Raw genomic sequence first — 24,223 nt, 5'->3', positions numbered from 1 at the left:
GCGAGCCGCATCTTCTCTCACATTGCTCATCTTCTCTCACATTGCTGACGTGTTCGCGCCGCCTGCGGCAGATGCGGCGTTGACCACCGCGCCGCGATTGGCGAAAGCATGGTCATGACCGACGAAATCGTCCCCGCCGACGAGCCGGGCTTCCCCGGCATGGCTCAAGCGCCCACCCCGGCGGCAGCGCCCGCGGGCTATCGCGTGCTGGCGCGCAAGTACCGGCCGGCGCATTTCGGCGACCTGATCGGCCAGGACGCCATGGTCCGGACGCTGACCAACGCCTTCGCGGCGGGCCGCATCCCGCAAGCCTGGATGCTGACCGGCGTGCGCGGCGTCGGCAAGACGACGACCGCCCGCATCCTGGCGCGCGCCCTGAACTACCAGAATGCCGACGGCACGGGCGCGCCGACCACCGATCTCTCGCAATTCGGCGTACATTGCCAGGCAATCGTCGAAGGCCGGCATATCGACGTGATGGAGATCGATGCCGCCTCGAACAACGGCGTCGACAATGTCCGCCAGATCAACGACGCGGTGCGCTACGCCCCGACCAGCGCACGCTACAAGGTCTACATCATCGACGAGGTCCACATGCTCTCGGGGGGCGCTTTCAACGCCTTCCTGAAGACGCTGGAGGAGCCGCCGCCGCACGCCAAGTTCATCTTCGCTACCACCGAGATCCGGAAAGTGCCGGTGACGGTGCTGTCGCGCTGCCAGCGCTTCGACCTGCGCCGCGTCGATGCGGCGCTGCTGGTCGGCCATCTCGACAAGATCTGCCGGGCGGAAGGGATCGAGGCCGAGGAGGAGGCGCTCGCCGCCGTGGCGCGCGCCGCCGAGGGCTCGGTGCGCGATTCGCTCTCGATCCTCGACCAGGCGATCGCCCATGCCGGCGGCAGGATCACCCTGGACGAGGTCCGCACGATGCTCGGTCTCTCCGACCGGGCGCGCGTGATCGACCTGTTCGAGCTCACGATGAAGGGCGACATCGCCGGCGCCCTGACCGAGCTCAGGGCACAATACGACGCCGGCGCCGATCCGGCGGTGGTGCTCGCCGACCTCGCCGAGTTCAGCCATCTCGTCACCCGCCTCAAGCTCGTGCCGGAGGCGGCCAAGGATAATAGCCTGTCCCAGGCCGAGCGGGTGCGCGGCGCCGATTTCGCACAGCGCCTGTCGATCCGCGTGCTGGCGCGGGCCTGGCAGATGCTGCTGAAGGCGATCGGCGAAGTCCGCCAGGCCGACCGGCCGGTGATGGCCGCCGAGATGGCGCTGGTGCGCCTCGCCCATGCCGCCGACCTGCCGACGCCCGACGAGGCACTGCGGATGCTGCGCGACGGCAGTGGCGCCGTCGGTGGCAATGGCTCGCCCGCGCCGCGCTCGCCCTCGGGCGGTGGTGCGACCGCGCTCGCGGCCCGCCCGGTGCTGGCCAGCGCCAATCCGATGCCTGCCGCCGCGCAGCCGCGCGCCAGCGCCCTGCCGCAGCCGCAGAGCTTCGAGGAGGTCGTCGCGCTCGCCTCGCGCCAGCGCGACATCACCATGAAGCTGGCGCTGGAGCGCGATGTCCGCCTGGTGCGCTTCGAGCAGGGCCGGATCGAGTTCGCGCTGGCCGAGCATGGCAACCGCATGCTCGCCAACGATTTGTCGAAGCGGCTGAAGGAATGGACCGGCCAGACCTGGCTGGTTGCCGTCGTCAACGCCGAGGGCACGGCGACACTGCGCGAGCAGGCGGCGGCGGCGCGCGACAAGCGCGAGAACGACGCCGCCAACCACCCGGCCGTGCGCGCGGTGATGGAGCGTTTCCCGGGCGCACGCATCGTCGACGTCCGCGATCCGCGCGCGGCGGAAGCCGAGACGCCGGCCACTACTGCCGGTGGCGACGAGGATCTGCCGGAAACCGAGCCGCTCTTCGACGACAGCGAGCCCGATTTCGACGGCGTCGAATTCTGGACCGACAACTGACGAGGGAGCGCCGCCATGCGCGACATGATGGGCCTGATGAAGCAGGCGCAGGACATGCAGAAGAAAATGGCCGACATGCAGGCCCAGCTCGAGACGCTCGAATTCGAGGGCTCGGCCGGCGGCGGTCTGGTCAAGGTGGTGATGACCGCCAAGAACGTGCTGAAATCGGTGAAGATCGACCCGAGCCTGATGGTTCAGGGCGAGGAGGAGATCCTCGAGGACCTCGTCATCTCCGCCAGCAACGACGCCCGCACCAAGGCCGAGCGCTCGGTGCAGGAGCGGATGGCCGAGGTTACCCGCGGCCTGCCGATCCCGCCTGGCATGAAGCTGTTCTGAGGGTCGAAGGCCGTCATGCCCGGGCTTGACCCGGGCATCTCTTGCAGAATGCCTCTTGTCCCGAGATGGTCGGCTCAAGGCCGACCATGACGCCCCAGAGACCCATGTCGAAAGCCATCGCCGGCCCCGAGATCGAGCGCCTGATCCAGCTCCTGGCCAAATTGCCGGGCCTGGGCCCCCGCTCGGCCAGGCGCGCCGCGCTCCATCTCGTCAAGAAGCGCGAGCAATTGCTCGGCCCGCTGGCCGAGGCGATGGCGGTGGCGCGCGAGCGCATCGTCGTCTGCTCGACCTGCGGCAATGTCGACACCAGCGACCCGTGCGGGCTCTGCCGCGATCCGCGCCGCGACGACAGCCTGATCGTCGTGGTCGCGGACATCGCCGATCTCTGGGCGCTGGAGCGCTCCGGCGCGGTCGGCGGCCGCTATCACGTGCTGGGCGGCGTGCTCTCGGCGCTCGACGGCATCCGGCCTGAGAACCTGACGCTCGACGCGCTCGTCGCCCGCGCCTCGGAACCGGCGGTGAAGGAAGTGATCCTCGCGCTCAACGCCACGGTCGAGGGCCAGACCACCGCGCATTTCATTACCGACCTGCTGGCGCATCTCGAGATCAAGGTGACCAAGCTCGCCCATGGCGTGCCGGTCGGCGGCGAGCTCGACTATCTCGACGACGGCACGCTGGCGGCCGCGATCCGCCAGCGCACGGGCTTCTGAGGCTTTTCAGTCGTCCCAGGGCCGATTGCTCTTGCAGCGGTAGCCAACGAAGCATTGCGGGGTGTCGCGGGCCGGCACCCAGGCCGGATCGGCGTATTCGTCGAACTGGCAGAAGCCGCGATGGACCACGAAGCGGTCATAGGTGTAGCCGCCGGTGCCGAGCACGATCGCGCCATTGGCAAGAACGCTCTGGCGGTTGGCGGCGCAGCTGAGCGACGGGGATTGCGGGCGCCCTTGCGCCAGCGCCGTACCGGCGAGACCGAGGGCAAAAAGCATCGTGAGAATCCGGGTCATCTGTCGCGTCCGCTGAATTGGCTCCGCTGGCATTGTAACATGCTTGCGCCCCGGGTGTTCCTGCTTTGGCTTGACGGCGCCGCATGGTTCCGCCATCGCTCACCCTCGTCATGCTCGGGCTTGGCCCGGGCATCCACGTCTTCCCCTTTTCATCCACGTCGCAGGACGTGGATGGTCGGCACAAGGCCGACCATGACGAGAGAGCCGCTCCATGTCCCTGACCGATCTCGCCGCTACCATCGACGCCGCCTGGGAGAACCGGGCCGAGATCGGCATCGACACCAAGGGCGCCGTGCGCGATGCGGTCGAGCAGGCGATCGAGCTGCTCGATTCCGGGCAGGCTCGCGTCGCCGAGAAGGTCGGCGGCGAGTGGGTGACGAATCAGTGGCTGAAGAAGGCGGTGCTGCTCTCCTTCCGCCTCGCCGACAACGAGATCATGGCGCATGGCCCGGGCGAAGGCGTGTTCTGGGACAAGGTGCCGTCGAAGTTCGCCGGCTGGGGCGAGAACCGCTTCCGCGCCGCCGGCTTCCGCGTCGTGCCGCCGGCGGCGGCGCGCAAGGGCTCCTATCTCGCACCGAACGTCATCCTGATGCCGTCCTTCGTCAATATCGGCGCCTATGTCGATTCCGGCACCATGGTCGATACCTGGGCGACGGTCGGCTCCTGCGCCCAGATCGGCAAGAACGTGCATCTGTCGGGCGGCGTCGGCATCGGCGGCGTGCTCGAACCGCTACAGGCCAACCCGACCATCATCGAGGACAATTGCTTCATCGGCGCCCGCTCCGAGGTGGTCGAGGGCGTCGTCGTCGGCGAGGGGTCGGTGCTCGCCATGGGCGTCTTCATCTCGGCCACGACCAAGATCGTCGATCGCGCCACCGGCCAGGTCCATGTCGGCAAGGTGCCGCCCTATTCGGTCGTCGTCGCCGGCTCGCTGCCGGGCAAGCCGCTGAACAACGGCACGCCCGGTCCCTCGCTCTACTGCGCCGTGATCGTCAAGACGGTCGACGCCCAGACCCGCGCCAAGACCGGCATCAACGAATTGCTGCGCGACTAGGGTCGGTTCCTGTCAGCCTGCGGTGCAGGCTGATGGTAGAACCGCTTCTGACTAACGTAAGGACGGCATTCGGTCGATCGAACCGACCGGATGCCGTTTCAACCCGACGGAGGCGGAGCCTTTGAAGAGCCTTTTGAGCGTCGCCGCCCTCTCGCTCTTCACATTGTCGACGCAACCGCTCCGGGCCGAGCCGGTCAATCTGACGCTGAAGCTGATCGACGAGGCCGGCAAGCCGCTTGCAGGCCATGCGGTCAGGGTTGCGATCGGCTCGGAGGCTGAAGCCAGTGCCCCCGGCGCGGGGCAGCGCCTGTCGACCGATGCGTCCGGCGTCGTGCGCATGCAGGCCGACGCCACGGTCGATCGCCGGAGCATTTCCTCGACCAGCGTGTTCACCCGCCATCCGGCCGAGCACCTCGTCGTCGGCGTCGAACTCGATCTGATCGGGCGGCGCGCGCTCTACCGTGTCCGGCTCGACCAGACGAGGGCCGGCACTGTCGGCCAGATCAACGCTTTCCTGGCCGGCGCCAGCGGCCGTTTCGACCTGCCGCTCGCCTTCCATGCCGACACGCAGAGCTGGAGCCTGCCCGACGATCCGGCGGGCCTGCGCCTGACCGGTATCGGCGCCGAGCTCAAGGTGCACAATATGGAAGGCTCGGCCCAGACCGGCCGCACCGTCACGCTCACCATCGCCAAGCAGGGCTTCAAGCGGCGGTAGACGCGAGGTTACCCTCGCGCTCACCCGTAACAAGCGCTCAGGCACCGGGGACCGGATTCGGCGTCGGCTCGGTCGAACCGGGCGCCAGCTCCTGGCGTTGCGCAGCCGGCGAGGCGGCGAGCGCGTCGCGCAGCTTCTGCTCCTGCGAATGGTCGAGCGAGGTCTTGAGCACGACGCCACCGGTGCCCTTGATCGCCTCGAGCACCTTGTCGGCCGTCATCTTCTGGATCAGCACGAAGAGCGCGGCATTGCCCGGCTGCAGATTGGCGGCGAGCTCCTTCATGAAGCCGTCATTGACGCCGTAATCGGTCAGCGCGCCGCCGAGCGCGCCCGAGGCGGCACCAAGCGCCGCGCCGAACACCGGCATCAGAAAGATCGCACCGATCAGCAGGCCCCAGAACCCGCCCGAGGCGGCACCGAGCGCAGTGGTGTTGAGCAGCTGGTTGAGCTTGACCTTGCCGCCCTCGTGCATGACCGCGATGGCGGCATCGCTGATCTGGATCAGATACTCCTTCTGCAGGCCGATGAGTTTCTGCCGCATTTCCTCGGCCTTGGCCTCGGTCGGGTAAACGATGACGACGAGATCGGACATGGCGCACTCCTCTGACACGACGAGACAAGCTGCCGCCGCTCTGTGACGGGCTTGCGGCAAACGCGCGACGAATGCGGGCGTTCCGCTACTCGCCCGCCACCTCCTTCGCAGCCGCAAGGGCCGAACCGCGCAACGGCAACTCTTTCATGCGTAACAGGAAGATGAGCGCGAACGCGAATCCGGCGAAGGTCGCGGCGAAGACGTACTGGAAAAGACGGATCATCGTCTCGCGATCGACCGCTCCGGCCTTGAGCGTCTCGGCCGAAAGGCCGGCACCGCTCGCGCCGATGCCCCCCAGCACGATCGCGCCGAAGATCGCGACGATCAGCGCTCCGCCGATCTGGCGGAAGAAGTTCGCAGTCCCGGTCGCGGTGCCGAGCTGGTGCGGAGCGACGGCGTTCTGAATCGAGACCGTCGCGACCGGCAGCAGCGTGCCGAAGCAGATGCTGATCAGGCCGAGCAGCAGGGAAAAGGGCATCAGCGGCAGGCGGCCTGCGGTTGCGATCAGGATCGCGGTGCCGACGAGCGCCAGGGCAAGCCCGATCACCGGCACGCGCTTGTAGTGATTGAGCCGCGTCATCGCCCGCCCGGACGCCGTGGCGCCAAGCACCGTGCCGCAGGTCAGCGGAAGCAGGCCCATGCCGGAATTGGCTGCCGAGAGCCCGGCGACGGTCTCGAAGTAGAGCGGCAGATAGATGGTCAGGCCGATGAACGTGCCCATGCCGAAGCCGGCGGCGATGGTGCCGTCGCAAACCACGGGGTTGGCGAGCAGCGCCAACGGGATGAGCGGCTCGGCAGCGGTACGCAGGCGCCAGGCGAAGCAAAGCCAGAGCAGGACCGAACCGGCGATGAGCCCAAAGATAGGCGGCGAGCTCCAGGGATAATGCGTACCGCCCCAGGACAGCGCCAGCAGCAAGGTCATCGTCGCGCTGGTCATCAAGAGCGCGCCGAGCACGTCAAGCTTGTGCGGCCGCTCATGCCGCGGCAGCCGTTTCAGCGCGGTATGCGTCATCCAATAGGCGCCGAGACCGAGCGGCAGGTTGATCCAGAAGATCACCGACCAATGCAGCGCCTCCGAGATCACCCCGCCAAGCACCGGGCCAAGCAGCGAGGACGAGAAGAACACGCTGGCGATGTAGACTTGGTACTTGCCGCGCTCCTTGGGCGGGACCATGTCGGCAATGATGGTCTGCGCCATGGCGATCAGTCCGCCGCCGCCGAGCCCCTGCACGAACCGCGCGACCACCAGCAGCCAGAGCGACGGCGCGAGCGCGCAGGCGAGAGAGCCGAGTACGAAGATGGCGATACCGCCAAGCAAGGTGACACGGCGTCCATGGATATCGGCAAACTTGCCGTAGAGCGGCGTCACCGCGGTCGAGGCGAGCAGATAGGAGGTGACGATCCAGGGCAGGTGGGCGACGTCTCCGAGCTCGCGGCCGATCGTCGGCATAGCGGTCGCGACGATGGTCTGGTCGAGCGCTGCCAGGAACATGGCGAGCATGATCCCGATCAGGATCGACCGAATGTCGGCATGAGAAAGCGGTGCCTGCGTCGGCGGCGTCTCGACCCGCTTGTCCATCGGTACCTGTCGTCCTGTGCCTGGGGAATATCTGAGGTTAGGAGCCCTCCCCGCCATGCGCCAGAGTCAGGAACGCAACGCCGCCGCGAAGTGAGCGCAGCCCGGCATTGGCGCAGGCGATGAAGTGCGGCTAGCATCGCCTTACTTGCTGCGAGGGCCCATGCGCGCGCATTTGCTCTTTGTCCTGCTGCCGATGCTGCCGACGACGGCCAAGGCGCTCGAGCTCACGGGCCGCTACGGCTATGTCGGCGAATGGGCGCTGTCGGCGCAGCTCACCGCAACGGAAGCGAACGGCCCCAGGCGCAATCGCGATTTCGCAGGACCGGTCAGCCTGAAGCATCTGGCCCTGTGCGGGCCGGGCGAGGTCGCGGAGAAATCCGGCACACTCAGCCTGCGCCGCGATGGCCAGCGCTATGCGGCGATGCTGACGATCGGCGAAGACCGCTGTGCGGTCTCCGGCACCTTGTCGGAAGACGGCGTCGCCTTCGCCGATTGCGGCAAGTCCGGGAAGATCCCGCTCAGGCTCTGGCTGAAATGATCGACCTGCGCTGTCTGATTGCTCTCGCGGCAGCTTTCGCCTGCGGCTCCGCCCTGGCCGATACACGGCCTTCGCTATGCCGATCCAGCGAGATGGCGATCTTCTCCTGTGCGACCGGCGGCAAGATCGCCTCGCTCTGCGCCTCCGCCGACCTCGGGCCGAGCCAGGGCAGCCTGGCCTATCGCTTCGGCCGCAAGGGCGCGATCGAGCTGAAGCATCCGGAGGCGCGCGCACTACCGGACCAGGCCTTCAGCACGGCAGTCATCGGCGATGCCGGCTTCGCCGGCGACATCGTCCGCTTCTCACGCGGCGAAACCCGCTACACGCTCTACTCGATCATCGTGAAGGGGCAGGGCGAGCGCGACGGCATTCTCGTTTCCAGAGGCGGCCGCCGGCTCGCCGAACTGAAGTGCGAGGATTCTGCGCTCGGCGCCGATGCCTGGAAACTGCTCTACCGCGCCAAGCTGCCCAAGGCGGAGCCGGCCTCGCTCGACTAGCGCTGTTTCTCCGAGGCAGGCACCTTCAGGATGATCGCCTCGTCCGCGCCGATCGGGCGGCCATCCTCGGTCTGCACGGTCAGGGTAACCTTGCGGCCGCTGTCGCGCTCGATCAGCGAGGAGTGCAGCTCGCCCGGCCCGAACAGGTGCTGCTCGCCCCATTGGCGAAGCGCCACCATCACCGGGAAAAGGTCGCGCCCCTTGGCCGTCAGCCGGTATTCCCGGCGTGCCCCGCCGCCGGCCGCCGGGACGGCTTCGAGAATGCCGCGCGCGGTCAGCGTGCGCAGCCGCTCGGAGAGGATGTTGCGGGCAATGCCGAGGCTCGTCTGGAACTCGCTGAAGCGGGTCATGCCGTCGAAGGCGTCGCGCACAATCAGCAGCGACCACCAGTCGCCGATCGCATCGAGCGCCCGGGCGCTCGGGCAATAGTCGCTAACCAGGCTGCGGCGCTTCACCATGACTGCTGTGGTCCCCCTCAAGGCTCCGTGATCGACCAATAGGTTGCAAGATAAAACTCACACAGCTACACCGCAATCAGTTTCATTATGAAACTCATTTTCCGGAGATTTGTCCATGCGACTGGACCCTGAGGCGGCGCCCGCCGGCGCCGCGAGCGCTGACTCACGCCCAGCGCCTACCCCGCCGGCAGCGCGGCTTTCAGCCGGCATGATCCTGCTCTTTGCCGTGGCGAGCGGGCTCGCCGTCGCCAACGCCTATTTCGCCCATCCGCTGCTCGACATCATCGCCAATGACCTCGGTCTCTCGCGGGCGACGGTCGGCCTGGTCGTGGGCGCGACCCAGATCGGCTACGGGCTCGGGCTGATCCTGCTGGTGCCGCTCGGCGACCTCGTCGATCGCCGCAAGCTGGTCGTGCTGCAATCGCTGCTTTCGGTCACGGCGCTGATCTGCGTCGCCGTCTCGGTATCCGGCGCGGTGCTGCTGGCGGCGATGGCGGCGATGGGCTTCCTCGCCGTCGTAACGCAGGCCTTCGTCGCCTATGCCGCGAGCCTCGCAAGGCCGGAAGAGCGCGGCCAGGTCGTTGGCTCCGTCACCAGCGGGATCGTGCTCGGCATCCTGCTCGCCCGCGCCATTGCCGGCGCGATGGCCGATCTCTCGGGCTGGCGAGCGGTCTATCTGCTCTCGGCGGCAGCGACGCTGATCATCGCCTCGATCCTGTTCTGGAACTTGCCGGCCGAGCGCAAGCCACCGGCACGGCTCTCCTATGCGCGACTGATCGGCTCGCTTGTCACCCTGTTCCGCGACGAGAAGGTGCTGCGGATCCGGGCAGTGATCGCGATGCTGATCTTCGCCGACGTTACCACGCTCCTGACGCCGCTGGTGCTGCCGCTGGCCGCTCCGCCCTTCTCGTTGTCGCATACGGCGATCGGCCTGTTCGGCCTCGCCGGGGCGGCGGGCGCGCTCGGCGCGATGCGGGCCGGCGCCTGGACCGACCGTGGCCACGGCCAGCGCCTCACCGGGATCGCACTGGCGCTGATGCTGTTCGCCTGGCTGCCGATCGGCTTGCTGCCGCAGTCGATCCTCTTCCTGGTCGCCGGCGTGCTGATCCTCGATTTCGGCCTGCAGGCGGTGCATGTCACCAACCAGGCGATGATCTACCGGGCTCGGCCGGAGGCGCAGAGCCGGCTGACCGCCGGATACATGGTGTTCTATTCGATCGGCAGCGCGCTGGGCTCGTCGAGCTCGACGCTGGTCTATGCACAGGCCGGCTGGACTGGCGTCAGCCTGCTCGGCGCGGCGATCGCTACGGCCGCGCTGGTGTTCTGGGCCGCGACGCTGAAGGCCATGCCGATTGAGGCGACGCGAGCCGTGACGACGAAGCCTGCCGCCTGAAACGATCAGGGCCGCTGCCTTGCGGCAAACGCTCTGACGCCCCCTCACCGAAGACTGGTCACTTCAGCTTGGCGGCGATCGCCTTTCAAATCGATGAGGAGGGCAGGCGCGTAATGGCCGACGCCGTCTGTGAGCGCCCGCTTGACCAGAAGCAGCCTGTTGCCACCATCGAGTGCAAGCGTGCGCAGGTTCGATCCGACCGCCTGCTGCGCCTCCTCCGCGACAACAGCGACGTCGGCCGCATGAGCAGCGAGCGCGGCGGACTCAAGGCGAGATCGACAACATCGATGCCGACAATGCGCGGATAGAAACGGATGATGCTGGCCGCCACCTGCTCGACCGTCGCGACACGGGCGGGCTTGGCCGCCTGCACCAGCGCCGATAGGCTGGTCAGATGCGCGTCGTGGTGATCGACCCCCTGCGAGATCAGGCGATGCGGGGTCCGCCCAGCTTCCTCCAGCGCGGCCGCGTCATGGCTGTGCCGGTTCAGCGAATAGGCGGCGCAGGCGAGCCCGAATGCGACAAGGTCCGCTACGAGGATGGCGGCGCGGCGCGACCTCCTCAGCATCTGCGTGTCGTTCTCTGCCGGAACCTGCCGCCGAGACCAGCCGGTTTCGCGCCGCCATACAGCGGCTGGTCGCCGGAGATTAGCCTTCGGCCAACGCTGCTATCGGCGCATCGAGCGACAGGACGATGCCATCAGGCGCGAAATCGAGCTTCGCAGTGCCGCCGAGATAGTTGCCGAGCACCTTCTCGATCATTTGCGAGCCGAAGCCGCGCCGCTGCGGCGCCGTCACATGTGGCCCGCCGCTCTCCTGCCAGCGGAAGTGGAATTCACCGTCCTGGTTGCTCCAGGAGACGTCGACATGACCGCCATCCACGGAAAGCGCTCCGTATTTCACGGCGTTGGTACCGAGTTCGTGCAAAGCGAGCGCCATGGCCAGCGCACATTTCGAGGACAGCGTCACCGAGGGGCCGTCCGCGTCGATGCGCTCGCCGGAGCGATGCGGCGACAGCACGACCTCGACAAGCTGCTTGAGCTCGGCGCCGTGACGACTCGCCATCATCAGCACGTCCTGCGCCGCCGCCAGCGCCTGCAAGCGGTCGGAGAGGCGCCGTTTGACAATATCGAGCGGCTCTTCCGCGCCGCGCAGCGACTGGTTGACGATCCCCGAGACCATGGCAAGCAGGTTCTTGATCCGGTGGTTCAACTCACCCGCCAGCAGGCGATAGCGCTCCTCGCCGGCATGCATCTGGGTGATGTCGCGCGAAACCGAGAGAATCGCCTCCGGCTTGCCGTCCGACGCGATGATCGGTGTGACCTGGACATCCCAATAGCGCGGATTGCCGGCGGCGGTATTGGCCGGACCCTGGAAGCGATAGCTGTGACCGGCCCGGGCCGCATCAAGGGCAGCCTCCGCTTCTGCCTTGCTCGCGCCCTCCCAGAACTGCATCCACGGACAGCCGCGGATCGCCTCGAAATCTTGCACCTCCATCACACGCTGACCGCCTTCGCTCATGAATTCGAGCGTGCCGTCGAGACCGATCACCTTGATGCAGTCATCCGATGCGGCCAGCACGGCACGCAGGAAGCGGGCATCCTTGTCGAGCTGTGTTGGCAAAGGCGGGGCCTTCGAGTCGGGGGTGAAGACGAGACAGTTCGACCGCTAGCGCAGTGTCTGTCAAACATGCATGTCTTTTGACATGCCTTGCCATCATGGCGGCACGGCCCAGTGCCGCCGGTGCTTAGCCGCCGAACAGCCTGAGGTTGACGCTGCCGGTCGGCGCGGTCAGCTTGGCGCCACGTCACGAGGAGCCGGATATGGAGAGCATCACGCCACGCCAACGCGAGATCGTGGCGCTGGCAAGGGCGCAAGGACGGGTCAATGTCGAGGAATTGGCGGCGCGCTACGAGGTCAGCGCCCAGACCATCCGCAAGGACCTGAACCAGCTCTGCGATCAGCGCATCATGTCGCGGGTGCATGGCGGAGCTGTGGTGGCGTCCGGCGTTGAGAACCTCGCCTATGAGGCACGCCGCTTCATCGCCCGCGACGAGAAGGCGGCGATCGGCCGGGCCGCGGCAGCGCTGATCCCGAACGACGCCTCGCTCTTCATCAATATCGGGACCACCACGGAAGAGGTGGCGCGCGCGCTGTCGGACCATCACGGCCTGCTCGTCATCACCAACAACCTGCATGTCGCGACGCTGCTTTACCCACACCAGAACATCGAGGTGATCGTCGCTGGCGGGCCGGTCCGGCGCTCGGATGGTGGCGTGATCGGCGCCGCCGCCGTCGATCTGATCCGTCAGTTCAAGGTCGACTATGCGGTGATCGGCACCTCCGCCATCGACGAGGACGGGGCGCTGCTCGACTTCGACTATCGCGAGGTCCGCGTCTCCCAAGCGATCATCGAGAACGCCCGGCAGTGCCTGCTCGTCGCCGACAGCACCAAGTTCGAGCGTTCCGCTCCGGTTCGCATCGGCCATCTGCGCGATATCGACGTCTTCGTCACCGACCGCCTCGATCCACCGCCGCTGCGCGAGCTCTGCCGCAGCGAGGGCATCAAGCTGGTCGAAACCGAAACGCTGATCAGGCATGCTGCATACAGCCAAAGCGAAACCTGATATTTTCGCTTTGGCTTTCGTTTTGCCGTTGCGCGCAAAAAAATCACGCTCTACCGTGCGTTGAAAGGGAGCTCTCAGGAGCGCCTGCGGGAGGAAGCGTGTGACGGCTCCGGTGTTCGACATCGCCATCATCGGCGGCGGCGTGAACGGCTGCGGCATTGCGCGCGATGCCGCCGGGCGCGGAGCCTCGGTCGTGCTGTTCGAGCAGGGCGATCTTGCCAGCGCAACCTCCTCGGCCTCGACCAAGTTGATCCATGGCGGGCTGCGCTATCTCGAGCACTATGAATTCCGGCTGGTGCGCGAGGCGCTGACCGAGCGCGAGGTGATGTGGCGCGCCGCGCCGCACATCATCCGCCCCCTACGCTTCGTGCTGCCGCATCATGCGGGCCTGCGGCCCTGGTGGATGCTGCGGCTCGGCCTCTTCCTCTACGACCATCTCGGCGGCCGCCAGCTGCTGCCGGCGACGCGCTCGCTCGATCTCAAGCGCGACGCCGCCGGCGAGCCGCTGCAGCCGCGCTTCGACCGCGCCTTCGAATACTCCGATTGCTGGGTCGAGGATGCCCGCCTCGTCGCGCTCAACGCCCGCGACGCGGCCGAGCACGGCGCCAGGATCCTGCCGCGCACCAAGGTGATCGGCGCCCGCCGCCAGGGCGAGCTCTGGGTGGTGTCGACGGAAGCAGCAGACGGAACACGAGCCGAGACCAGCGCCCGCGCGCTCGTCAACGCCGGCGGCCCCTGGGTCGCCGATGTGCTGAACGGCATCGTCGCCAGCAATCGTCCGGCCTCGGTGCGCCTGGTCCAGGGCAGCCATATCGTCGTGCCGCGCCTGTTCGAGCATGACCGTTGCTACATCTTCCAGAACGCCGACGGCCGCATCATCTTCGCCATCCCCTATGAGGACGACCTGACCCTGATCGGCACCACCGACAAGGATTATGACGGTGACCCGGCCAAGGTCGCCGCCAGCGAGGACGAGATCACCTATCTCTGCGCCGCGGCGAGCGAGTATTTCCGCAAGCCGATCGAGCGCGAGGACGTTGTCTGGACCTATTCTGGCGTGCGCCCGCTCTATGATGACGGCGCCAGCAAGGCCCAGGAGGCGACGCGCGACTATGTGCTGACGCTGGACGAGCCGGCCGGTTCGGCGCCGCTACTCTCGGTCTTCGGTGGCAAGATCACCACGGCACGCCGGCTGGCGGAAGCAGCGGTCGAGAAGCTGTCCGCCGCCGTGCCGGCCCTGCGCGCGCCATCCTGGACCGCCACAGCGCACCTGCCTGGCGGCGATTTCCCGGTCGAGGGCTTCGACGGGTTGCTCGAGCGCATCTGCGCCACCCGTCCCTGGCTCGAGCGCAAGCTGGCGCGCCGGCTCGCCCGCGCCTACGGCACCCGCGCCGAGACCCTGCTCGAAGGCGCCAAGGCGATGGCCGATCTCGGCCGCGTCTTCGGCGCCGACCTGACCGAGCGCGAAGTCGCCTGGCTGATGAGCCAGGAATGGGCTGTCAGCGCCGAGGACGTTTTGTTCCGGCGCAGCAAGCTCGGCCTGCGCTTCTCGCCCGAGCAGCGCCGGGCGCTCGACGATTATATGGCCGCGAAGGCTGCGCCACCCGCTTCCGCCCGGATGGAGGCGCGCGGATGAGCCTGACGCTGGACAGTATCGACCTGACGCGCGGCGCCCAGACCCTGCTCAGCGACATCTCGCTGACGCTGGAGAGAGGCTCGCTCAACGTCCTGCTCGGCGCGACGCTTGCCGGCAAGACCTCGCTGATGCGGTTGATGGCCGGGCTCGATGCGCCCAGCAGCGGCAAGGTGCTGATCGAGGGCCGCGACGTCACCGGGCTGCCGGTGCAGAAGCGCAATGTCGCGATGGTCTACCAGCAGTTCATCAACTACCCGGCGCTGTCGGTCTACGAGAACATCGCCTCGCCCCTGCGCGTCGCCGGCCTGCCGGCGAGCGAGATCGAGACGCGGGTGAAAAGCGCCGCGGCGCTGCTGCAGCTCGAGCCCTATCTGCAGCGCAAGCCGCTCGAACTCTCCGGCGGCCAGCAGCAGCGCACCGCGATAGCCCGCGCGCTGGTGAAGCGCGCCGAACTGGTGCTGCTCGACGAGCCGCTCGCCAATCTCGACTATAAGCTCCGCGAGGAGCTGCGCGAGGAATTGCCGCGCATCTTCGCCGAATCCGGCGCGATCTTCGTCTATGCCACCACCGAGCCGAGCGAGGCCCTGCTGCTCGGCGGCAACACCGCGACGCTGTTCCAGGGCAAGGTCACGCAGTTCGGCCCGACCGCGCAAGTCTATCGCCAGCCTGATGACCTCGTGACCGCGCAGGTCTTCTCCGATCCGCCGCTCAACACGCTTTCCGGGACCAGGCAGGGCGGCGAGGTCAGGCTCTCGACCGGCCAGAGCATCCCGGCGAGCGGCGCCTTCGCCAGCGTGCCCGATAGCGCCTATACGATCGGCTTCCGTGCCCATCATCTTGCGCTCGACGCGCTGCCGACACCGGCGATCGAGCTCAAGGCAAACGTCTCGGTCTCCGAGATCACCGGCTCGGAATCCTATGTCCATCTCGATGTCGGCCAGCATCGCCTGGTCGCGCTGGTGCCTGGCGTGCGCCGTCTCGAGCCGGGTGCCGCCGTGACCGCCTGGCTCGATCCCGCCCGCATCTTCCTGTTCGATGCCGCCGGCAGGCTGGCGGCGGCGGCTCCGGCAAAGGCGGCGTGAGATGGCCAGGATCACGCTCGACAAGCTGGCCCATTCCTACAAGCCCGATCCGCAGGGGCCGCAGGACTATGCCTTGCGCGAGGTCGACCATGTCTGGCGCCAAGGCGGCGCCTATGCGCTGCTTGGCCCGTCCGGCTGCGGCAAGACCACGCTGCTCAACATCATCTCCGGTCTCGTCGTGCCGACGCGCGGGCGCATCCTGTTCGACGACAAGGACGTGACGAAAGCGCCGACCGAGGCGCGCAATATCGCCCAAGTCTTCCAATTCCCGGTCGTCTACGACACGATGACGGTGCGCGAGAATCTCGCCTTCCCCTTGAAGAACCGCGGCGTTCCGAAGGCGCAGATCGAGGCCCGCGTCGCCGAGATCGCCGGCCTGCTCGATCTGACCTCGGCGCTCGACCGCAAGGCGAGCCGGCTCGGCGCCGACGCCAAGCAGAAGATCTCGCTCGGGCGCGGGCTGGTGCGGCCCGACGTCGCCGCGATCCTGTTCGACGAGCCGCTGACCGTCATCGACCCGCATCTGAAATGGCAGTTGCGCTCGATGCTGAAGGAGCTGCACCGCAAGCTCGACCTCACCATGATCTATGTCACCCACGACCAGACCGAGGCGCTGACCTTCGCCGACACGGTGGTGGTGATGCATGATGGCGGGGTGGTGCAGACCGGCACGCCGGAGGAGCTGTTCCAGCATCCGGCGCACACTTTCGTCGGCCATTTCATCGGCTCGCCCGGCATGAACGTGCTGCCCTGCAAGGTCGAGGGCGCGCAAGCGAGCCTCGCCGGGCAGGAGATTGCGCTCACTCGGCACTATCCGGCGCTCGCCGGCAAGGTCGAGCTCGGCATCCGGCCGGAATATGCGACGCTCGCGCCACGCGGCGCCGGATTGCCGGTCCGGATCGCCAGGATCGACGATATCGGCCGGGCCCGCATTGCTCGCGTCGAGCTCGATGGCTTGAAACTCGCCGCAAGCGTGCCGGAAGGCACGAGCTTCGATGGAGATCAGGCGGCGCTGGCGCTGCAGGCCAGCCAGATCCACATCTACAGCGACGGCCATCTGGTGAAGGGGCAAGCGCTGCCGGGAGGCCAGCCATGAAGCCGGTCAACCAGAAGGCCTGGCTGCTCGTCCTGCCGGTGCTGCTGATCGTCGCCTTCTCGGCGGTGATCCCGCTGATGACGGTGGTGAACTACTCCGTCCAGGATTCCTTCGGCAACAACCAGTTCTTCTGGAACGGTGTCGGCTGGTTCGCCGAGCTGCTCGACCCGAAGAGCGATCTCGGCTCGCGCTTCTACGACTCGCTCTGGCGCAACCTCGCCTTCTCGGCGATCATCCTCGCCATCGAGATCCCGCTCGGCATCCTCGTCGCGCTGTCGATGCCGCGCGAGGGCTGGACCGTCTCGGCGACGCTCGTCCTGATGGCGCTGCCGCTGCTTATCCCGTGGAACGTGGTCGGCACGATCTGGCAGATCTTCGCACGCGGCGACATCGGGCTGTTCGGCGCGGCGGTGAACGGCCTCGGCATCGACTACAACTATGTCGCCAATCCGGTCGCCGCCTGGTTCACCATCATCGTGATGGACGTCTGGCACTGGACCTCGCTGGTGGCGCTGCTCTGCTATGCCGGCCTGAAATCGATCCCCGACGCCTATTACCAGGCGGCGCGCATCGACGGCGCCTCGCGCTGGGCCGTGTTCCGCACCATCCAATTGCCGAAGATGAACCGCGTGCTGCTGATCGCCGTGCTGCTGCGCTTCATGGACTCGTTCATGATCTACACCGAGCCTTTCGTCGTCACCGGCGGCGGCCCCGGCAATTCGACGACCTTCCTCTCGATCGAACTGGTCAAGCTGGCGCTGGGGCAGTTCGACCTCGGCAAGGCCGCGGCGCTCTCGATCGTCTACAACCTGATCATCCTCGCGGTGTGCTGGGTGTTCTACACGGTGATGACCACCGCCGATGCGCGGGCCGATTCGGAAGCGGGGAGGGGCTGATGCGCGGCGGCCGATTGATCCTCTCGCTCTACCTCATCGCGCTGATGTTGCCGATCTACTGGCTCGTCAACATGAGCTTCAAGACCAACACCGAGATCACCAACGCGCTGACGCTCTGGCCGCATCGCTTCACGATCGACAATTATGTCAAGATCTTCACCGATCCGAGCTGGTATTCCGGCTACATCAACTCGCTGCAATATGTGGCGCTGAACACCTTGCTCTCGCTCGCCTTCGCGCTGCCGGCGGCCTATGCCTTCTCGCGCTACCGCTTCCTCGGCGACAAGCACCTGTTCTTCTGGCTCCTCTCGAACCGGATGGCGCCGCCGGCGGTGTTCGCGCTGCCCTTCTTCAACCTCTATTCCGCGATCGGCCTGTTCGACACCCCGCTGGCGGTGGCGCTGGCCCACTGCCTGTTCAACGTACCGCTGGCGGTCTGGATCCTCGAAGGCTTCATGTCCGGCGTGCCGCGCGAGATCGACGAGACCGCAGCGATCGACGGCTACTCGTTCCCGCGCTTCTTCACGAAGATATTCATGCCGCTGATCGCATCCGGCATCGGCGTCGCCGCCTTCTTCTGCTTCATGTTCTCCTGGGTCGAGCTCCTGCTGGCGCGCACGCTGACCAGCGTCAGCGCCAAGCCGATCGCCGCGACCATGACCAGAACCGTCTCGGCCGCCGGCATGGACTGGGGCGTGCTCGCGGCGGCGGGCGTGCTGACGCTGATCCCCGGCGCGCTCGTGATCTGGTTCGTCCGCAACTACATCGCCAAGGGCTTCGCCCTGGGGAGGGTGTGATGACGGACAAAACCTTGAGCATCGCCGAAGTGAGGGAATGGACGAGTACCGTTTTCGACGCTCTCGAACGGCAGGGTATGGGCAAGATCGTTCTGGAGCACAATGAGCATTGGGGTGTGTTTTTCGAGGATGCGTTAAATCTCGCCCAGCAACCTGAACTCATCGTCGGGTCGCTTGCCGATGACATAGGCGATCTGCGGCGCGAGATGCTCGCGTATAGATCCGAAGATCATGGGATGATCATATCTCACGCCTGCCACCATCTCATCGGTATCATGAAGTATCTCGCATTCACGGCAGGCGGTGCGACTGCCAATGCCTCTGACGTTGATGCTGGGGGGACTTCCCATGCCTGAACTCGCCTGGATGGCCTGGACCTGGCAGACCGGCGTCTTCTTCGCCGGCATCGCCAGCCTGCTCCTGATCCTGACGCTGCTCGCGATCTTCCGGCCCGAGACCGAACGGGTCGGCGTGCTCGGCATCGCCACCACCCGCGGCGACCGGCTCTTCATATCGCTGCTCGGCAGCGCCTTCATTCACCTGGCCTGGCTCGGCATCGTCGGCCAGCCGCTGTGGTGGGCTTCCGGCCTCGCACTCCTCTATGCCGTGGCGGTGTTCCGCTTCGTCTGAGGAGGCAAGCCCAAGAACAAGAAACGACCGAACCCGGAGAACGGGCGGCACATCCTAGGGAACATCGGAGGACAACGATGACGACGCTCAAGACACACCTCTCCTGCCTCGCCGGCGCCAGCCTGTTCGCGCTGACGCTCGCCGCCGGGCCGGCCCTCGCCGGCCCCGAAGAGGCGCGCAAATGGATCGACAGCGAGTTCCAGCCCTCGACGCTCTCCAAGGACGAGCAGATGAAGGAGATGGAATGGTTCATCAATGCCGCGAAGCCCTTCGCCGGCATGGAGATCAACATCGTCTCGGAGACGATCACCACGCATGAATACGAGGCCAAGACCCTGGCCAAGGCCTTCAGCGAGATCACCGGCATCAAGCTGACGCACGACCTGATCCAGGAAGGCGACGTGGTCGAGAAGATCCAGACGCAGATGCAGTCCGGCAAGAACATCTATGATGGCTGGATCAACGATTCCGACCTGATCGGCACGCATTTCCGCTACAAGCAGGCGACCAACCTGACCGACTGGATGGCCGGCCCAGGCAAGGACGTCACCAACCCGAACCTCGATATCGACGACTTCATCGGCAAGTCCTTCGGCACCGGGCCGGACGGCAAGCTCTACCAGCTGCCGGTGCAGCAGTTCGCGAACCTCTACTGGTTCCGCTACGACTGGTTCCAGCGCGCCGATCTCAAGGAGAAGTTCAAGGCCAAATACGGCTATGATCTCGGCGTGCCCGTGAACTGGTCGGCCTATGAGGACATCGCCGAGTTCTTCACCAACGACGTCAAGGAAATCGACGGCACCAAGGTCTTCGGCCATATGGACTATGGCAAGAAGGACCCGTCGCTCGGCTGGCGCTTCACCGACGCCTGGCTGTCCATGGCCGGCAACGGCGACAAGGGCATCCCGAATGGCCTGCCGGTCGACGAATGGGGCATCCGCATGGAGGGCTGCCGCCCGGTCGGCTCCGCGGTCGAGCGCGGCGGCGACACCAATGGCCCGGCTGCGGTCTACTCGATCACCAAATATGTCGACTGGCTGAAGAAATACGCCCCGCCGCAGGCGCAGGGCATGACCTTCGGCGAATCCGGCCCGGTGCCGGCGCAGGGCTCCATCGCCCAGCAGATCTTCTGGTACACCGCCTTCACCGCCGACATGGTCAAGCCCGGCCTGCCGGTGATGAGCGCCGACGGCAAGCCGAAATGGCGGATGGCGCCCTCGCCCAAGGGCGCCTACTGGAAGGACGGCATGAAGCTCGGCTACCAGGATGCCGGCTCGGCGACCCTGCTGAACTCCACCCCGGTCGAGCGCCGCAAGGCGGCCTGGCTCTACCTCCAGTTCATCGTCTCCAAGACGGTCAGCCTGAAGAAGAGCCATGTCGGCCTGACCTTCATCCGCGAGAGCGACATCTGGGACAAGAGCTTCACCGAGCGCGCCCCGCAGCTCGGCGGGCTGATCGAGTTCTACCGCTCGCCGGCGCGCGTGCAGTGGACCCCGACCGGCAACAACGTCCCGGACTATCCGCGCCTCGCCCAGCTCTGGTGGCAGAACATCGGCGACGCCTCCTCCGGCGCCAAGACCCCGCAGGCGGCGATGGATGCGCTGGCCGCAGCGCAGGACTCGGTGATGGAGCGCCTGGAACGCTCCGGCGTGCAAGGCGATTGCGGGCCGAAGCTCAACCCGCGCACCACGGCGGAAGAGTGGTTCGCCAAGGCCGAGAAGGCCGGCACGCTGGCGCCGCAGCGCAAGCTCGCCAATGAGAAGCCGAAGGGCGAGACGATCGACTACGACACGCTGATCAAGAGCTGGCCAGCGTCTCCCCCCAAGCGCGGCTGAGCCCCCTCCTCCCGGCTCAACAGCGCGAAAGGGGCGCGGCAGCAATGCCGCGCCCCCGATTATTGAACCTCTATCGCTCGGCCAGCGGTTATGACTGCGTCGTGCTCTCTTCCATCCACATCACCTCCCAGACATGGCCGTCGAGGTCCTGGAAGCCGTGGGCGTACATGAAGCCGTAATCCTTCGGCTCGCTGAAGGTCGTGCCGCCGGCGGCCAGCGCGGCCGAGACGATCTCGTCGACCGCCTCGCGGCTGTCGCGCGACAGAGCGGTCAGGACTTCCAGCGACTGGCTGGTATCGGCGATCGGCTTCGGCGAGAAGCTCGCGAACTTCTCATGGGTCAGCAGCATCGCGAAGATCGTGTCGCTGATCACCATGCAGGCGGCGGTGTCGTCGGTGAATTGCGGGTTGAAGGAGAAGCCGAGCGCCTCGAAGAAGGCCATCGATTTCTTGAGATCCTTCACCGGCAGGTTGACGAAGATCATCTGGGGCATTGCGGCTCCTTGGGTCGGCATTGCTCTTGTGGATGCACGGCCAGTGGGCCGGGGCGATGTGGCGCGGCTATGACACGGCCTGAAGCGCCTGCCTGAGCCTGGCGGGTTCGAAGTCGCCGAGACGGGCGTCGACCTCGTCATGCGTGCGCTGCCAGATCGGCATGGCCTTTGCCAGCAAGGCAATTCCCTCCGGCGTAATTGCCAGAAGCCGGCTGCGGCGGTCCTTCTCGCCGGCGGTCACGACGACGAGGCCGCGGCGCTCGAGCGGCTTCAGCGCGGCGGTCAGCGTCGTCCGGTCCATGCCGAGCAGGCTGGCGACCGGGCCGAGCGGCGGCGGCTCCGGCCGGTTCAGCGACATCAGGAGGGAGAATTGCTGATTGGTCAGATCGACCGGGCGCAGGGCCTCGTCGAACAATCGCGCCAGCGCGCGCGCCGCACGCTGGACATGCAGACACAGGCAATGGTCGCGCACATGCAATGTCGTGGCGAAAGGGACGAGAGATCCCTGAGGGGCTTCAGGTGATTTTGACATCGTTCAGATATGTTGATATCAACGCAACCAATCTAGGCTGGGTGGCTGGGTGCTGCAAGGAGACGGTGATGGAGCATCAGGTTGTTTCCCGTTCGCAATGGCTGGATGCGCGCAAGGCCCTGCTCGCTCGTGAGAAGGAGTTCACCCGGCTGCGCGACGAGATCAATGCCGAGCGGCTCGCCCTGCCCTGGGTCAAGGTCGACAAAACTTACGCCTTCGATACGCCCGCGGGCAGGAAGACGCTGGCCGAATTGTTCGATGGCCGCTGCCAGCTCGTCGTCTACCATTTCATGTTCGGGCCGGATTGGGAGGCGGGCTGCCCCGGCTGCTCCTTCATGGCCGACCATTTCGACGGCACGCTGGCGCATCTCAACAACCACGACGTCACACTAGTGATGGTCTCCCGCGCGCCGCTCGCCAGGATCGAGGCCTACAAGGCGCGGATGGGCTGGAGCGTGCCCTGGGTTTCGTCCTTCGGCAGCGAGTTCAATTTCGACTACCATGTCTCCTTCACCAAGGAGGAGCTTGGCCAGGGCGGGGTGACGTACAACTTCACCCGGACGCCGTCGGAGCAGGCCTGCGACGAACTGCCCGGCCTCAGTTCCTTCATTCGCGATGAAACCGGCGAGGTCTTCCACACCTATTCGGGCTATGCCCGCGGCGGCGAGGAGATGCTGGCGACACTGATGATCCTCGATCGGGCGCCGAAGGGCCGCAACGAGACCTCGACGCTGAGCTTCGTCAAGCGCCACGACGAATATGAGGATCAGCCGAAGGCTCACGCCTGCTGCGCCGCCTGACGGCGCAGCGAGCCAGACCACGCGCATAGGGTCGGTGGGATGCCCGCTCCCGAGAGGGACCGGGCTTGGGGCGCGTGTTTTTCACGACCGGAGCTTAAGGCCGACCGCAGACCACTCAGGTGGTGCGGCCGACCTCGCGCGCGACGTCCGAGAAGGGCCGCATCCCGCTGTCCGAGCGCGTCGCGATCGACAGGAAACGGGCGGCGAACGCGAGCGAGTCGCGCTGGCTCGGGCTGAGCTGGTCGCAGCGCTGACGATCACCGAGCCCGGTCTGCTCGGCCTTGGCCAGCGCGGCCTTGAGCTGGGTGTCGCTCAAGGCGCCGGACGCCACCAGCGAGCGCAGCACGGCGGTGAAGGCCAGCAGCATGCCTTCAAGCTGGAGATTGGCAACGTTCATCTCGTCCTCCCGACGCTTTCGATCGGGCGGTCGGACGGCCACCGGACAAGCCTGCGCCGGGGGCCGTTCGTCGGCGCCCTGCGCATCTTGGCATGGCAGGTCGGCGAGGGCGACCCGCCTGTGGTCAGGCCGCCTGCGGCTGCTCGGCCGGCGGCAGATAGGCGCCCTGGAAGGTCGTCATCACATGCGCGACCATCTCGCGGGCGATGTGGAGCTGGTCGTCCTCGAAGGCGAGGGCGCGCGGGGAGTTGAGTACGATCTCGTAGCTCGGGAAGTAGTCGACATAGTCGAAGCGGCGGAACAATTCCTCGGCCACGGCGCGCAGCAGCGACTTCGAGGCGCTGTTGGCGACGATCACGTCGGCATCCTTGAAGGTCGCGCCGAACGGCACCGGCGAGACGGTGACGACGAAGCGCATCTCCGGATTGCAGTGCTCGCGGATCAGCCCGATGATGTCGAGCATGTCGGCCAAAGTCGCGTCATAGCCGTAATCGACGAAGCGGAAACGCTCCGGCATGCGCTGCAGCCAGCTCGGCCCGGGATGGGCGTTCATGGCGATCCCGGTCTGCGCATCGAGCCAGGTCTCGGTCAGCCCGAGCGTGAAGAAGCAGATACGCGCCTGCTTGATCGTTGCCGTCGCCTCGCTGAGGCGCTTGCGGTTGGCGAAGGCGGTGTCGCGGTCGAGCAGCCTGAGACCGCTGGCGTGCGGATCGAACCATTGCCCGGGCGCGAGCTCGATCAGCCCGTCATTGGGATAGCTCTCGCCGCGCAGCACGCGCTTGAGCTCATGCGTCATCGAGCGGACGGAGTACTTGTTGAGCGCGCCGCGGGAAAGCTGGCCGCGATCGGCGCCGCCGCCGCGGCCCGTCGCCTCGTCCCAGCTCTCGAAATGCTCGGCCGGCACGCCATGGCCACGCAGCAGCAACGGCAGGCCACGCATCATCAGGATGTTCTCGACCTCGCGCGCGAAGCAGGAGCCCATGGTGAAGATCGGCCAGGTCGGGTCGATCTTGAATTTCGGCTTATGCTGGACGGCAAGATAATTGCCGGTGGTCAGGCGCTCCTTGGCCATCTTCTCGGGCTTGCCCGAAATCCAGCCGCGCACCGGATTGCCGCGCATGATGGTAAGGGCCGTGCCTGCATCGTATTCGATCTTCATCGATCGTCTCCTGGTTCGTGCAAACCTCTCGGGCTCGACACTGCGGACCTCGGAAAGTCGCTTAGCTCGCCGGGCGGTTGCTGATGGCCCGGTGACCTCCGGGCGTTTTCCTCCAATCG

At 66.6% G+C, this 24,223-nt stretch carries 28 protein-coding genes; 18 read left to right on the top strand and 10 right to left on the bottom strand.

Annotated elements, in window-relative coordinates; all coding sequences use genetic code 11:
• The first annotated feature begins 108 nt into the window (after window positions 1–108).
• The 3 genes from ACFPOB_RS16335 to recR all read left to right on the top strand — a co-directional run bounded on the left by ACFPOB_RS16335 (window position 109) and on the right by recR (window position 3,005).
• The gene (locus ACFPOB_RS16335) at window positions 109–1,959 is read left to right on the top strand and encodes a DNA polymerase III subunit gamma/tau (protein ID WP_377799473.1); all 1,851 of its coding nucleotides are present in this window, start codon (window positions 109–111) and stop codon (window positions 1,957–1,959) included.
• 15 nt (window positions 1,960–1,974) lie between these two features.
• Complete coding sequence (locus ACFPOB_RS16330) at window positions 1,975–2,295, top strand: YbaB/EbfC family nucleoid-associated protein (protein WP_377799472.1); 321 nt, start codon at window positions 1,975–1,977, stop codon at window positions 2,293–2,295.
• Window positions 2,296–2,399: 104 nt separating this feature from the next.
• Complete coding sequence (gene recR, locus ACFPOB_RS16325; RefSeq protein WP_092157376.1) at window positions 2,400–3,005, top strand: recombination mediator RecR; 606 nt, start codon at window positions 2,400–2,402, stop codon at window positions 3,003–3,005.
• A 6-nt stretch (window positions 3,006–3,011) separates the two neighbouring features.
• Here the strand turns inward: recR and ACFPOB_RS16320 are convergent, their stop codons facing one another.
• Window positions 3,012–3,299 (bottom strand): hypothetical protein, encoded by a 288-nt coding sequence (locus ACFPOB_RS16320; protein ID WP_377799471.1) that lies wholly within the window; start codon window positions 3,297–3,299, stop codon window positions 3,012–3,014.
• A gap of 211 nt (window positions 3,300–3,510) precedes the next feature.
• On the opposite strand from ACFPOB_RS16320, the gene dapD reads away from it, so the two are divergent.
• Both dapD and ACFPOB_RS16310 read left to right on the top strand, forming a co-directional pair.
• The gene (dapD, locus tag ACFPOB_RS16315) at window positions 3,511–4,353 is read left to right on the top strand and encodes a 2,3,4,5-tetrahydropyridine-2,6-dicarboxylate N-succinyltransferase (protein WP_377799470.1); all 843 of its coding nucleotides are present in this window, start codon (window positions 3,511–3,513) and stop codon (window positions 4,351–4,353) included.
• A 121-nt stretch (window positions 4,354–4,474) separates the two neighbouring features.
• Window positions 4,475–5,068, top strand: coding sequence for a hypothetical protein (locus ACFPOB_RS16310; RefSeq protein ID WP_377799469.1), 594 nt, complete (start codon window positions 4,475–4,477; stop codon window positions 5,066–5,068).
• Window positions 5,069–5,105: 37 nt separating this feature from the next.
• Here the strand turns inward: ACFPOB_RS16310 and ACFPOB_RS16305 are convergent, their stop codons facing one another.
• On the bottom strand, window positions 5,106–5,660 hold the full coding sequence (locus tag ACFPOB_RS16305) for a DUF1269 domain-containing protein (protein WP_377799468.1): 555 nt from the start codon (window positions 5,658–5,660) through the stop codon (window positions 5,106–5,108).
• Between the two features lie 85 nt (window positions 5,661–5,745).
• Window positions 5,746–7,239 (bottom strand): MDR family MFS transporter, encoded by a 1,494-nt coding sequence (locus tag ACFPOB_RS16300; protein WP_377799467.1) that lies wholly within the window; start codon window positions 7,237–7,239, stop codon window positions 5,746–5,748.
• 160 nt (window positions 7,240–7,399) lie between these two features.
• On the opposite strand from ACFPOB_RS16300, the gene ACFPOB_RS16295 reads away from it, so the two are divergent.
• Together ACFPOB_RS16295 and ACFPOB_RS16290 are read left to right on the top strand one after the other, a co-directional pair.
• On the top strand, window positions 7,400–7,777 hold the full coding sequence (locus ACFPOB_RS16295; RefSeq protein WP_377799466.1) for a hypothetical protein: 378 nt from the start codon (window positions 7,400–7,402) through the stop codon (window positions 7,775–7,777).
• Between the two features lie 92 nt (window positions 7,778–7,869).
• Window positions 7,870–8,274 (top strand): hypothetical protein, encoded by a 405-nt coding sequence (locus tag ACFPOB_RS16290; protein WP_377799465.1) that lies wholly within the window; start codon window positions 7,870–7,872, stop codon window positions 8,272–8,274.
• Here the strand turns inward: ACFPOB_RS16290 and ACFPOB_RS16285 are convergent.
• Window positions 8,271–8,732, bottom strand: coding sequence for a winged helix-turn-helix transcriptional regulator (locus ACFPOB_RS16285; protein WP_377799464.1), 462 nt, complete (start codon window positions 8,730–8,732; stop codon window positions 8,271–8,273). The two genes, ACFPOB_RS16290 and ACFPOB_RS16285, sit on opposite strands and share 4 nt — an antisense overlap.
• A 115-nt stretch (window positions 8,733–8,847) precedes the next feature.
• On the opposite strand from ACFPOB_RS16285, the gene ACFPOB_RS16280 reads away from it, so the two are divergent.
• A complete protein-coding gene (locus ACFPOB_RS16280; protein WP_377799463.1) occupies window positions 8,848–10,125 on the top strand; it encodes an MFS transporter in 1,278 nt (425 codons plus the stop codon).
• A gap of 85 nt (window positions 10,126–10,210) precedes the next feature.
• Here the strand turns inward: ACFPOB_RS16280 and ACFPOB_RS16275 are convergent, their stop codons facing one another.
• Window positions 10,211–10,693 (bottom strand): hypothetical protein, encoded by a 483-nt coding sequence (locus tag ACFPOB_RS16275; RefSeq protein WP_377799462.1) that lies wholly within the window; start codon window positions 10,691–10,693, stop codon window positions 10,211–10,213.
• A gap of 79 nt (window positions 10,694–10,772) precedes the next feature.
• Window positions 10,773–11,747, bottom strand: coding sequence for a sensor histidine kinase (locus ACFPOB_RS16270; protein WP_377799461.1), 975 nt, complete (start codon window positions 11,745–11,747; stop codon window positions 10,773–10,775).
• A gap of 200 nt (window positions 11,748–11,947) precedes the next feature.
• Between ACFPOB_RS16270 and ACFPOB_RS16265 the strand changes: the two genes are divergently transcribed.
• The 9 genes from ACFPOB_RS16265 to ACFPOB_RS16225 all read left to right on the top strand — a co-directional run bounded on the left by ACFPOB_RS16265 (window position 11,948) and on the right by ACFPOB_RS16225 (window position 20,723).
• Complete coding sequence (locus ACFPOB_RS16265) at window positions 11,948–12,751, top strand: DeoR/GlpR family DNA-binding transcription regulator (protein WP_377799460.1); 804 nt, start codon at window positions 11,948–11,950, stop codon at window positions 12,749–12,751.
• A 100-nt stretch (window positions 12,752–12,851) separates the two neighbouring features.
• Entirely contained in the window at window positions 12,852–14,387 is a 1,536-nt protein-coding gene (glpD, locus tag ACFPOB_RS16260; RefSeq protein WP_377799459.1) for a glycerol-3-phosphate dehydrogenase, read from the top strand.
• The gene (locus ACFPOB_RS16255; protein ID WP_377799458.1) at window positions 14,384–15,469 is read left to right on the top strand and encodes an ABC transporter ATP-binding protein; all 1,086 of its coding nucleotides are present in this window, start codon (window positions 14,384–14,386) and stop codon (window positions 15,467–15,469) included. The genes glpD and ACFPOB_RS16255 overlap by 4 nt, the downstream gene beginning before the upstream one ends.
• A 1-nt stretch (window position 15,470) precedes the next feature.
• A complete protein-coding gene (locus ACFPOB_RS16250; RefSeq protein ID WP_377799457.1) occupies window positions 15,471–16,565 on the top strand; it encodes an ABC transporter ATP-binding protein in 1,095 nt (364 codons plus the stop codon).
• A complete protein-coding gene (locus ACFPOB_RS16245; RefSeq protein ID WP_377799456.1) occupies window positions 16,562–17,461 on the top strand; it encodes a carbohydrate ABC transporter permease in 900 nt (299 codons plus the stop codon). Before ACFPOB_RS16250 ends, ACFPOB_RS16245 begins: the two co-directional genes overlap by 4 nt.
• Window positions 17,461–18,258, top strand: coding sequence for a carbohydrate ABC transporter permease (locus tag ACFPOB_RS16240; protein WP_377799455.1), 798 nt, complete (start codon window positions 17,461–17,463; stop codon window positions 18,256–18,258). Before ACFPOB_RS16245 ends, ACFPOB_RS16240 begins: the two co-directional genes overlap by 1 nt.
• Window positions 18,258–18,614: a hypothetical protein gene (locus ACFPOB_RS16235; RefSeq protein WP_377799454.1), complete on the top strand. Its 357-nt coding sequence runs from the start codon at window positions 18,258–18,260 to the stop codon at window positions 18,612–18,614. Before ACFPOB_RS16240 ends, ACFPOB_RS16235 begins: the two co-directional genes overlap by 1 nt.
• A complete protein-coding gene (locus ACFPOB_RS16230; RefSeq protein WP_377799453.1) occupies window positions 18,607–18,888 on the top strand; it encodes a DUF2160 domain-containing protein in 282 nt (93 codons plus the stop codon). The genes ACFPOB_RS16235 and ACFPOB_RS16230 overlap by 8 nt, the downstream gene beginning before the upstream one ends.
• Before the next feature lie 77 nt (window positions 18,889–18,965).
• On the top strand, window positions 18,966–20,723 hold the full coding sequence (locus tag ACFPOB_RS16225; protein ID WP_377799452.1) for an ABC transporter substrate-binding protein: 1,758 nt from the start codon (window positions 18,966–18,968) through the stop codon (window positions 20,721–20,723).
• An 88-nt stretch (window positions 20,724–20,811) separates the two neighbouring features.
• On the opposite strand, the gene ACFPOB_RS16220 is transcribed toward ACFPOB_RS16225, so the two are convergent.
• On the bottom strand, window positions 20,812–21,216 hold the full coding sequence (locus tag ACFPOB_RS16220; RefSeq protein WP_377799451.1) for a VOC family protein: 405 nt from the start codon (window positions 21,214–21,216) through the stop codon (window positions 20,812–20,814).
• A gap of 67 nt (window positions 21,217–21,283) precedes the next feature.
• Window positions 21,284–21,748, bottom strand: coding sequence for a MarR family winged helix-turn-helix transcriptional regulator (locus tag ACFPOB_RS16215; protein WP_377799450.1), 465 nt, complete (start codon window positions 21,746–21,748; stop codon window positions 21,284–21,286).
• 68 nt (window positions 21,749–21,816) lie between these two features.
• On the opposite strand from ACFPOB_RS16215, the gene ACFPOB_RS16210 reads away from it, so the two are divergent.
• On the top strand, window positions 21,817–22,548 hold the full coding sequence (locus tag ACFPOB_RS16210; protein ID WP_377799449.1) for a DUF899 domain-containing protein: 732 nt from the start codon (window positions 21,817–21,819) through the stop codon (window positions 22,546–22,548).
• Between the two features lie 115 nt (window positions 22,549–22,663).
• Here the strand turns inward: ACFPOB_RS16210 and ACFPOB_RS16205 are convergent, their stop codons facing one another.
• Both ACFPOB_RS16205 and ACFPOB_RS16200 read right to left on the bottom strand, forming a co-directional pair.
• Window positions 22,664–22,945, bottom strand: a complete 282-nt coding sequence (locus ACFPOB_RS16205) for a hypothetical protein (RefSeq protein WP_377799448.1) — start codon at window positions 22,943–22,945, stop codon at window positions 22,664–22,666.
• A gap of 124 nt (window positions 22,946–23,069) precedes the next feature.
• Window positions 23,070–24,104, bottom strand: a complete 1,035-nt coding sequence (locus ACFPOB_RS16200; protein WP_377799447.1) for a GSCFA domain-containing protein — start codon at window positions 24,102–24,104, stop codon at window positions 23,070–23,072.
• Window positions 24,105–24,223 lie beyond the last annotated feature (119 nt).

Origin of the sequence: Allobosea eneae (assembly GCF_042657265.1) — a bacterium.
GTDB classification, from domain to species: domain Bacteria; phylum Pseudomonadota; class Alphaproteobacteria; order Rhizobiales; family Beijerinckiaceae; genus Allobosea; species Allobosea eneae.
This window is presented reverse-complemented; position numbering and strand designations above follow the sequence as displayed.

Coding starts and splice junctions, on each gene's coding strand:
- ACFPOB_RS16335 (WP_377799473.1), top strand. CDS start 109: ATGGTCATGACCGACGAAATCGTCCCCGCCGACGAGCCGGGCTTCCCC.
- ACFPOB_RS16330 (WP_377799472.1), top strand. CDS start 1,975: ATGCGCGACATGATGGGCCTGATGAAGCAGGCGCAGGACATGCAGAAG.
- recR (WP_092157376.1), top strand. CDS start 2,400: ATGTCGAAAGCCATCGCCGGCCCCGAGATCGAGCGCCTGATCCAGCTC.
- ACFPOB_RS16320 (WP_377799471.1), bottom strand. CDS start 3,299: ATGACCCGGATTCTCACGATGCTTTTTGCCCTCGGTCTCGCCGGTACG.
- dapD (WP_377799470.1), top strand. CDS start 3,511: ATGTCCCTGACCGATCTCGCCGCTACCATCGACGCCGCCTGGGAGAAC.
- ACFPOB_RS16305 (WP_377799468.1), bottom strand. CDS start 5,660: ATGTCCGATCTCGTCGTCATCGTTTACCCGACCGAGGCCAAGGCCGAG.
- ACFPOB_RS16300 (WP_377799467.1), bottom strand. CDS start 7,239: ATGGACAAGCGGGTCGAGACGCCGCCGACGCAGGCACCGCTTTCTCAT.
- ACFPOB_RS16295 (WP_377799466.1), top strand. CDS start 7,400: ATGCGCGCGCATTTGCTCTTTGTCCTGCTGCCGATGCTGCCGACGACG.
- ACFPOB_RS16290 (WP_377799465.1), top strand. CDS start 7,870: ATGGCGATCTTCTCCTGTGCGACCGGCGGCAAGATCGCCTCGCTCTGC.
- ACFPOB_RS16285 (WP_377799464.1), bottom strand. CDS start 8,732: ATGGTGAAGCGCCGCAGCCTGGTTAGCGACTATTGCCCGAGCGCCCGG.
- ACFPOB_RS16280 (WP_377799463.1), top strand. CDS start 8,848: ATGCGACTGGACCCTGAGGCGGCGCCCGCCGGCGCCGCGAGCGCTGAC.
- ACFPOB_RS16275 (WP_377799462.1), bottom strand. CDS start 10,693: ATGCTGAGGAGGTCGCGCCGCGCCGCCATCCTCGTAGCGGACCTTGTC.
- ACFPOB_RS16265 (WP_377799460.1), top strand. CDS start 11,948: ATGGAGAGCATCACGCCACGCCAACGCGAGATCGTGGCGCTGGCAAGG.
- ACFPOB_RS16255 (WP_377799458.1), top strand. CDS start 14,384: ATGAGCCTGACGCTGGACAGTATCGACCTGACGCGCGGCGCCCAGACC.
- ACFPOB_RS16250 (WP_377799457.1), top strand. CDS start 15,471: ATGGCCAGGATCACGCTCGACAAGCTGGCCCATTCCTACAAGCCCGAT.
- ACFPOB_RS16245 (WP_377799456.1), top strand. CDS start 16,562: ATGAAGCCGGTCAACCAGAAGGCCTGGCTGCTCGTCCTGCCGGTGCTG.
- ACFPOB_RS16240 (WP_377799455.1), top strand. CDS start 17,461: ATGCGCGGCGGCCGATTGATCCTCTCGCTCTACCTCATCGCGCTGATG.
- ACFPOB_RS16235 (WP_377799454.1), top strand. CDS start 18,258: ATGACGGACAAAACCTTGAGCATCGCCGAAGTGAGGGAATGGACGAGT.
- ACFPOB_RS16230 (WP_377799453.1), top strand. CDS start 18,607: ATGCCTGAACTCGCCTGGATGGCCTGGACCTGGCAGACCGGCGTCTTC.
- ACFPOB_RS16225 (WP_377799452.1), top strand. CDS start 18,966: ATGACGACGCTCAAGACACACCTCTCCTGCCTCGCCGGCGCCAGCCTG.
- ACFPOB_RS16220 (WP_377799451.1), bottom strand. CDS start 21,216: ATGCCCCAGATGATCTTCGTCAACCTGCCGGTGAAGGATCTCAAGAAA.
- ACFPOB_RS16215 (WP_377799450.1), bottom strand. CDS start 21,748: ATGTCAAAATCACCTGAAGCCCCTCAGGGATCTCTCGTCCCTTTCGCC.
- ACFPOB_RS16210 (WP_377799449.1), top strand. CDS start 21,817: ATGGAGCATCAGGTTGTTTCCCGTTCGCAATGGCTGGATGCGCGCAAG.
- ACFPOB_RS16205 (WP_377799448.1), bottom strand. CDS start 22,945: ATGAACGTTGCCAATCTCCAGCTTGAAGGCATGCTGCTGGCCTTCACC.
- ACFPOB_RS16200 (WP_377799447.1), bottom strand. CDS start 24,104: ATGAAGATCGAATACGATGCAGGCACGGCCCTTACCATCATGCGCGGC.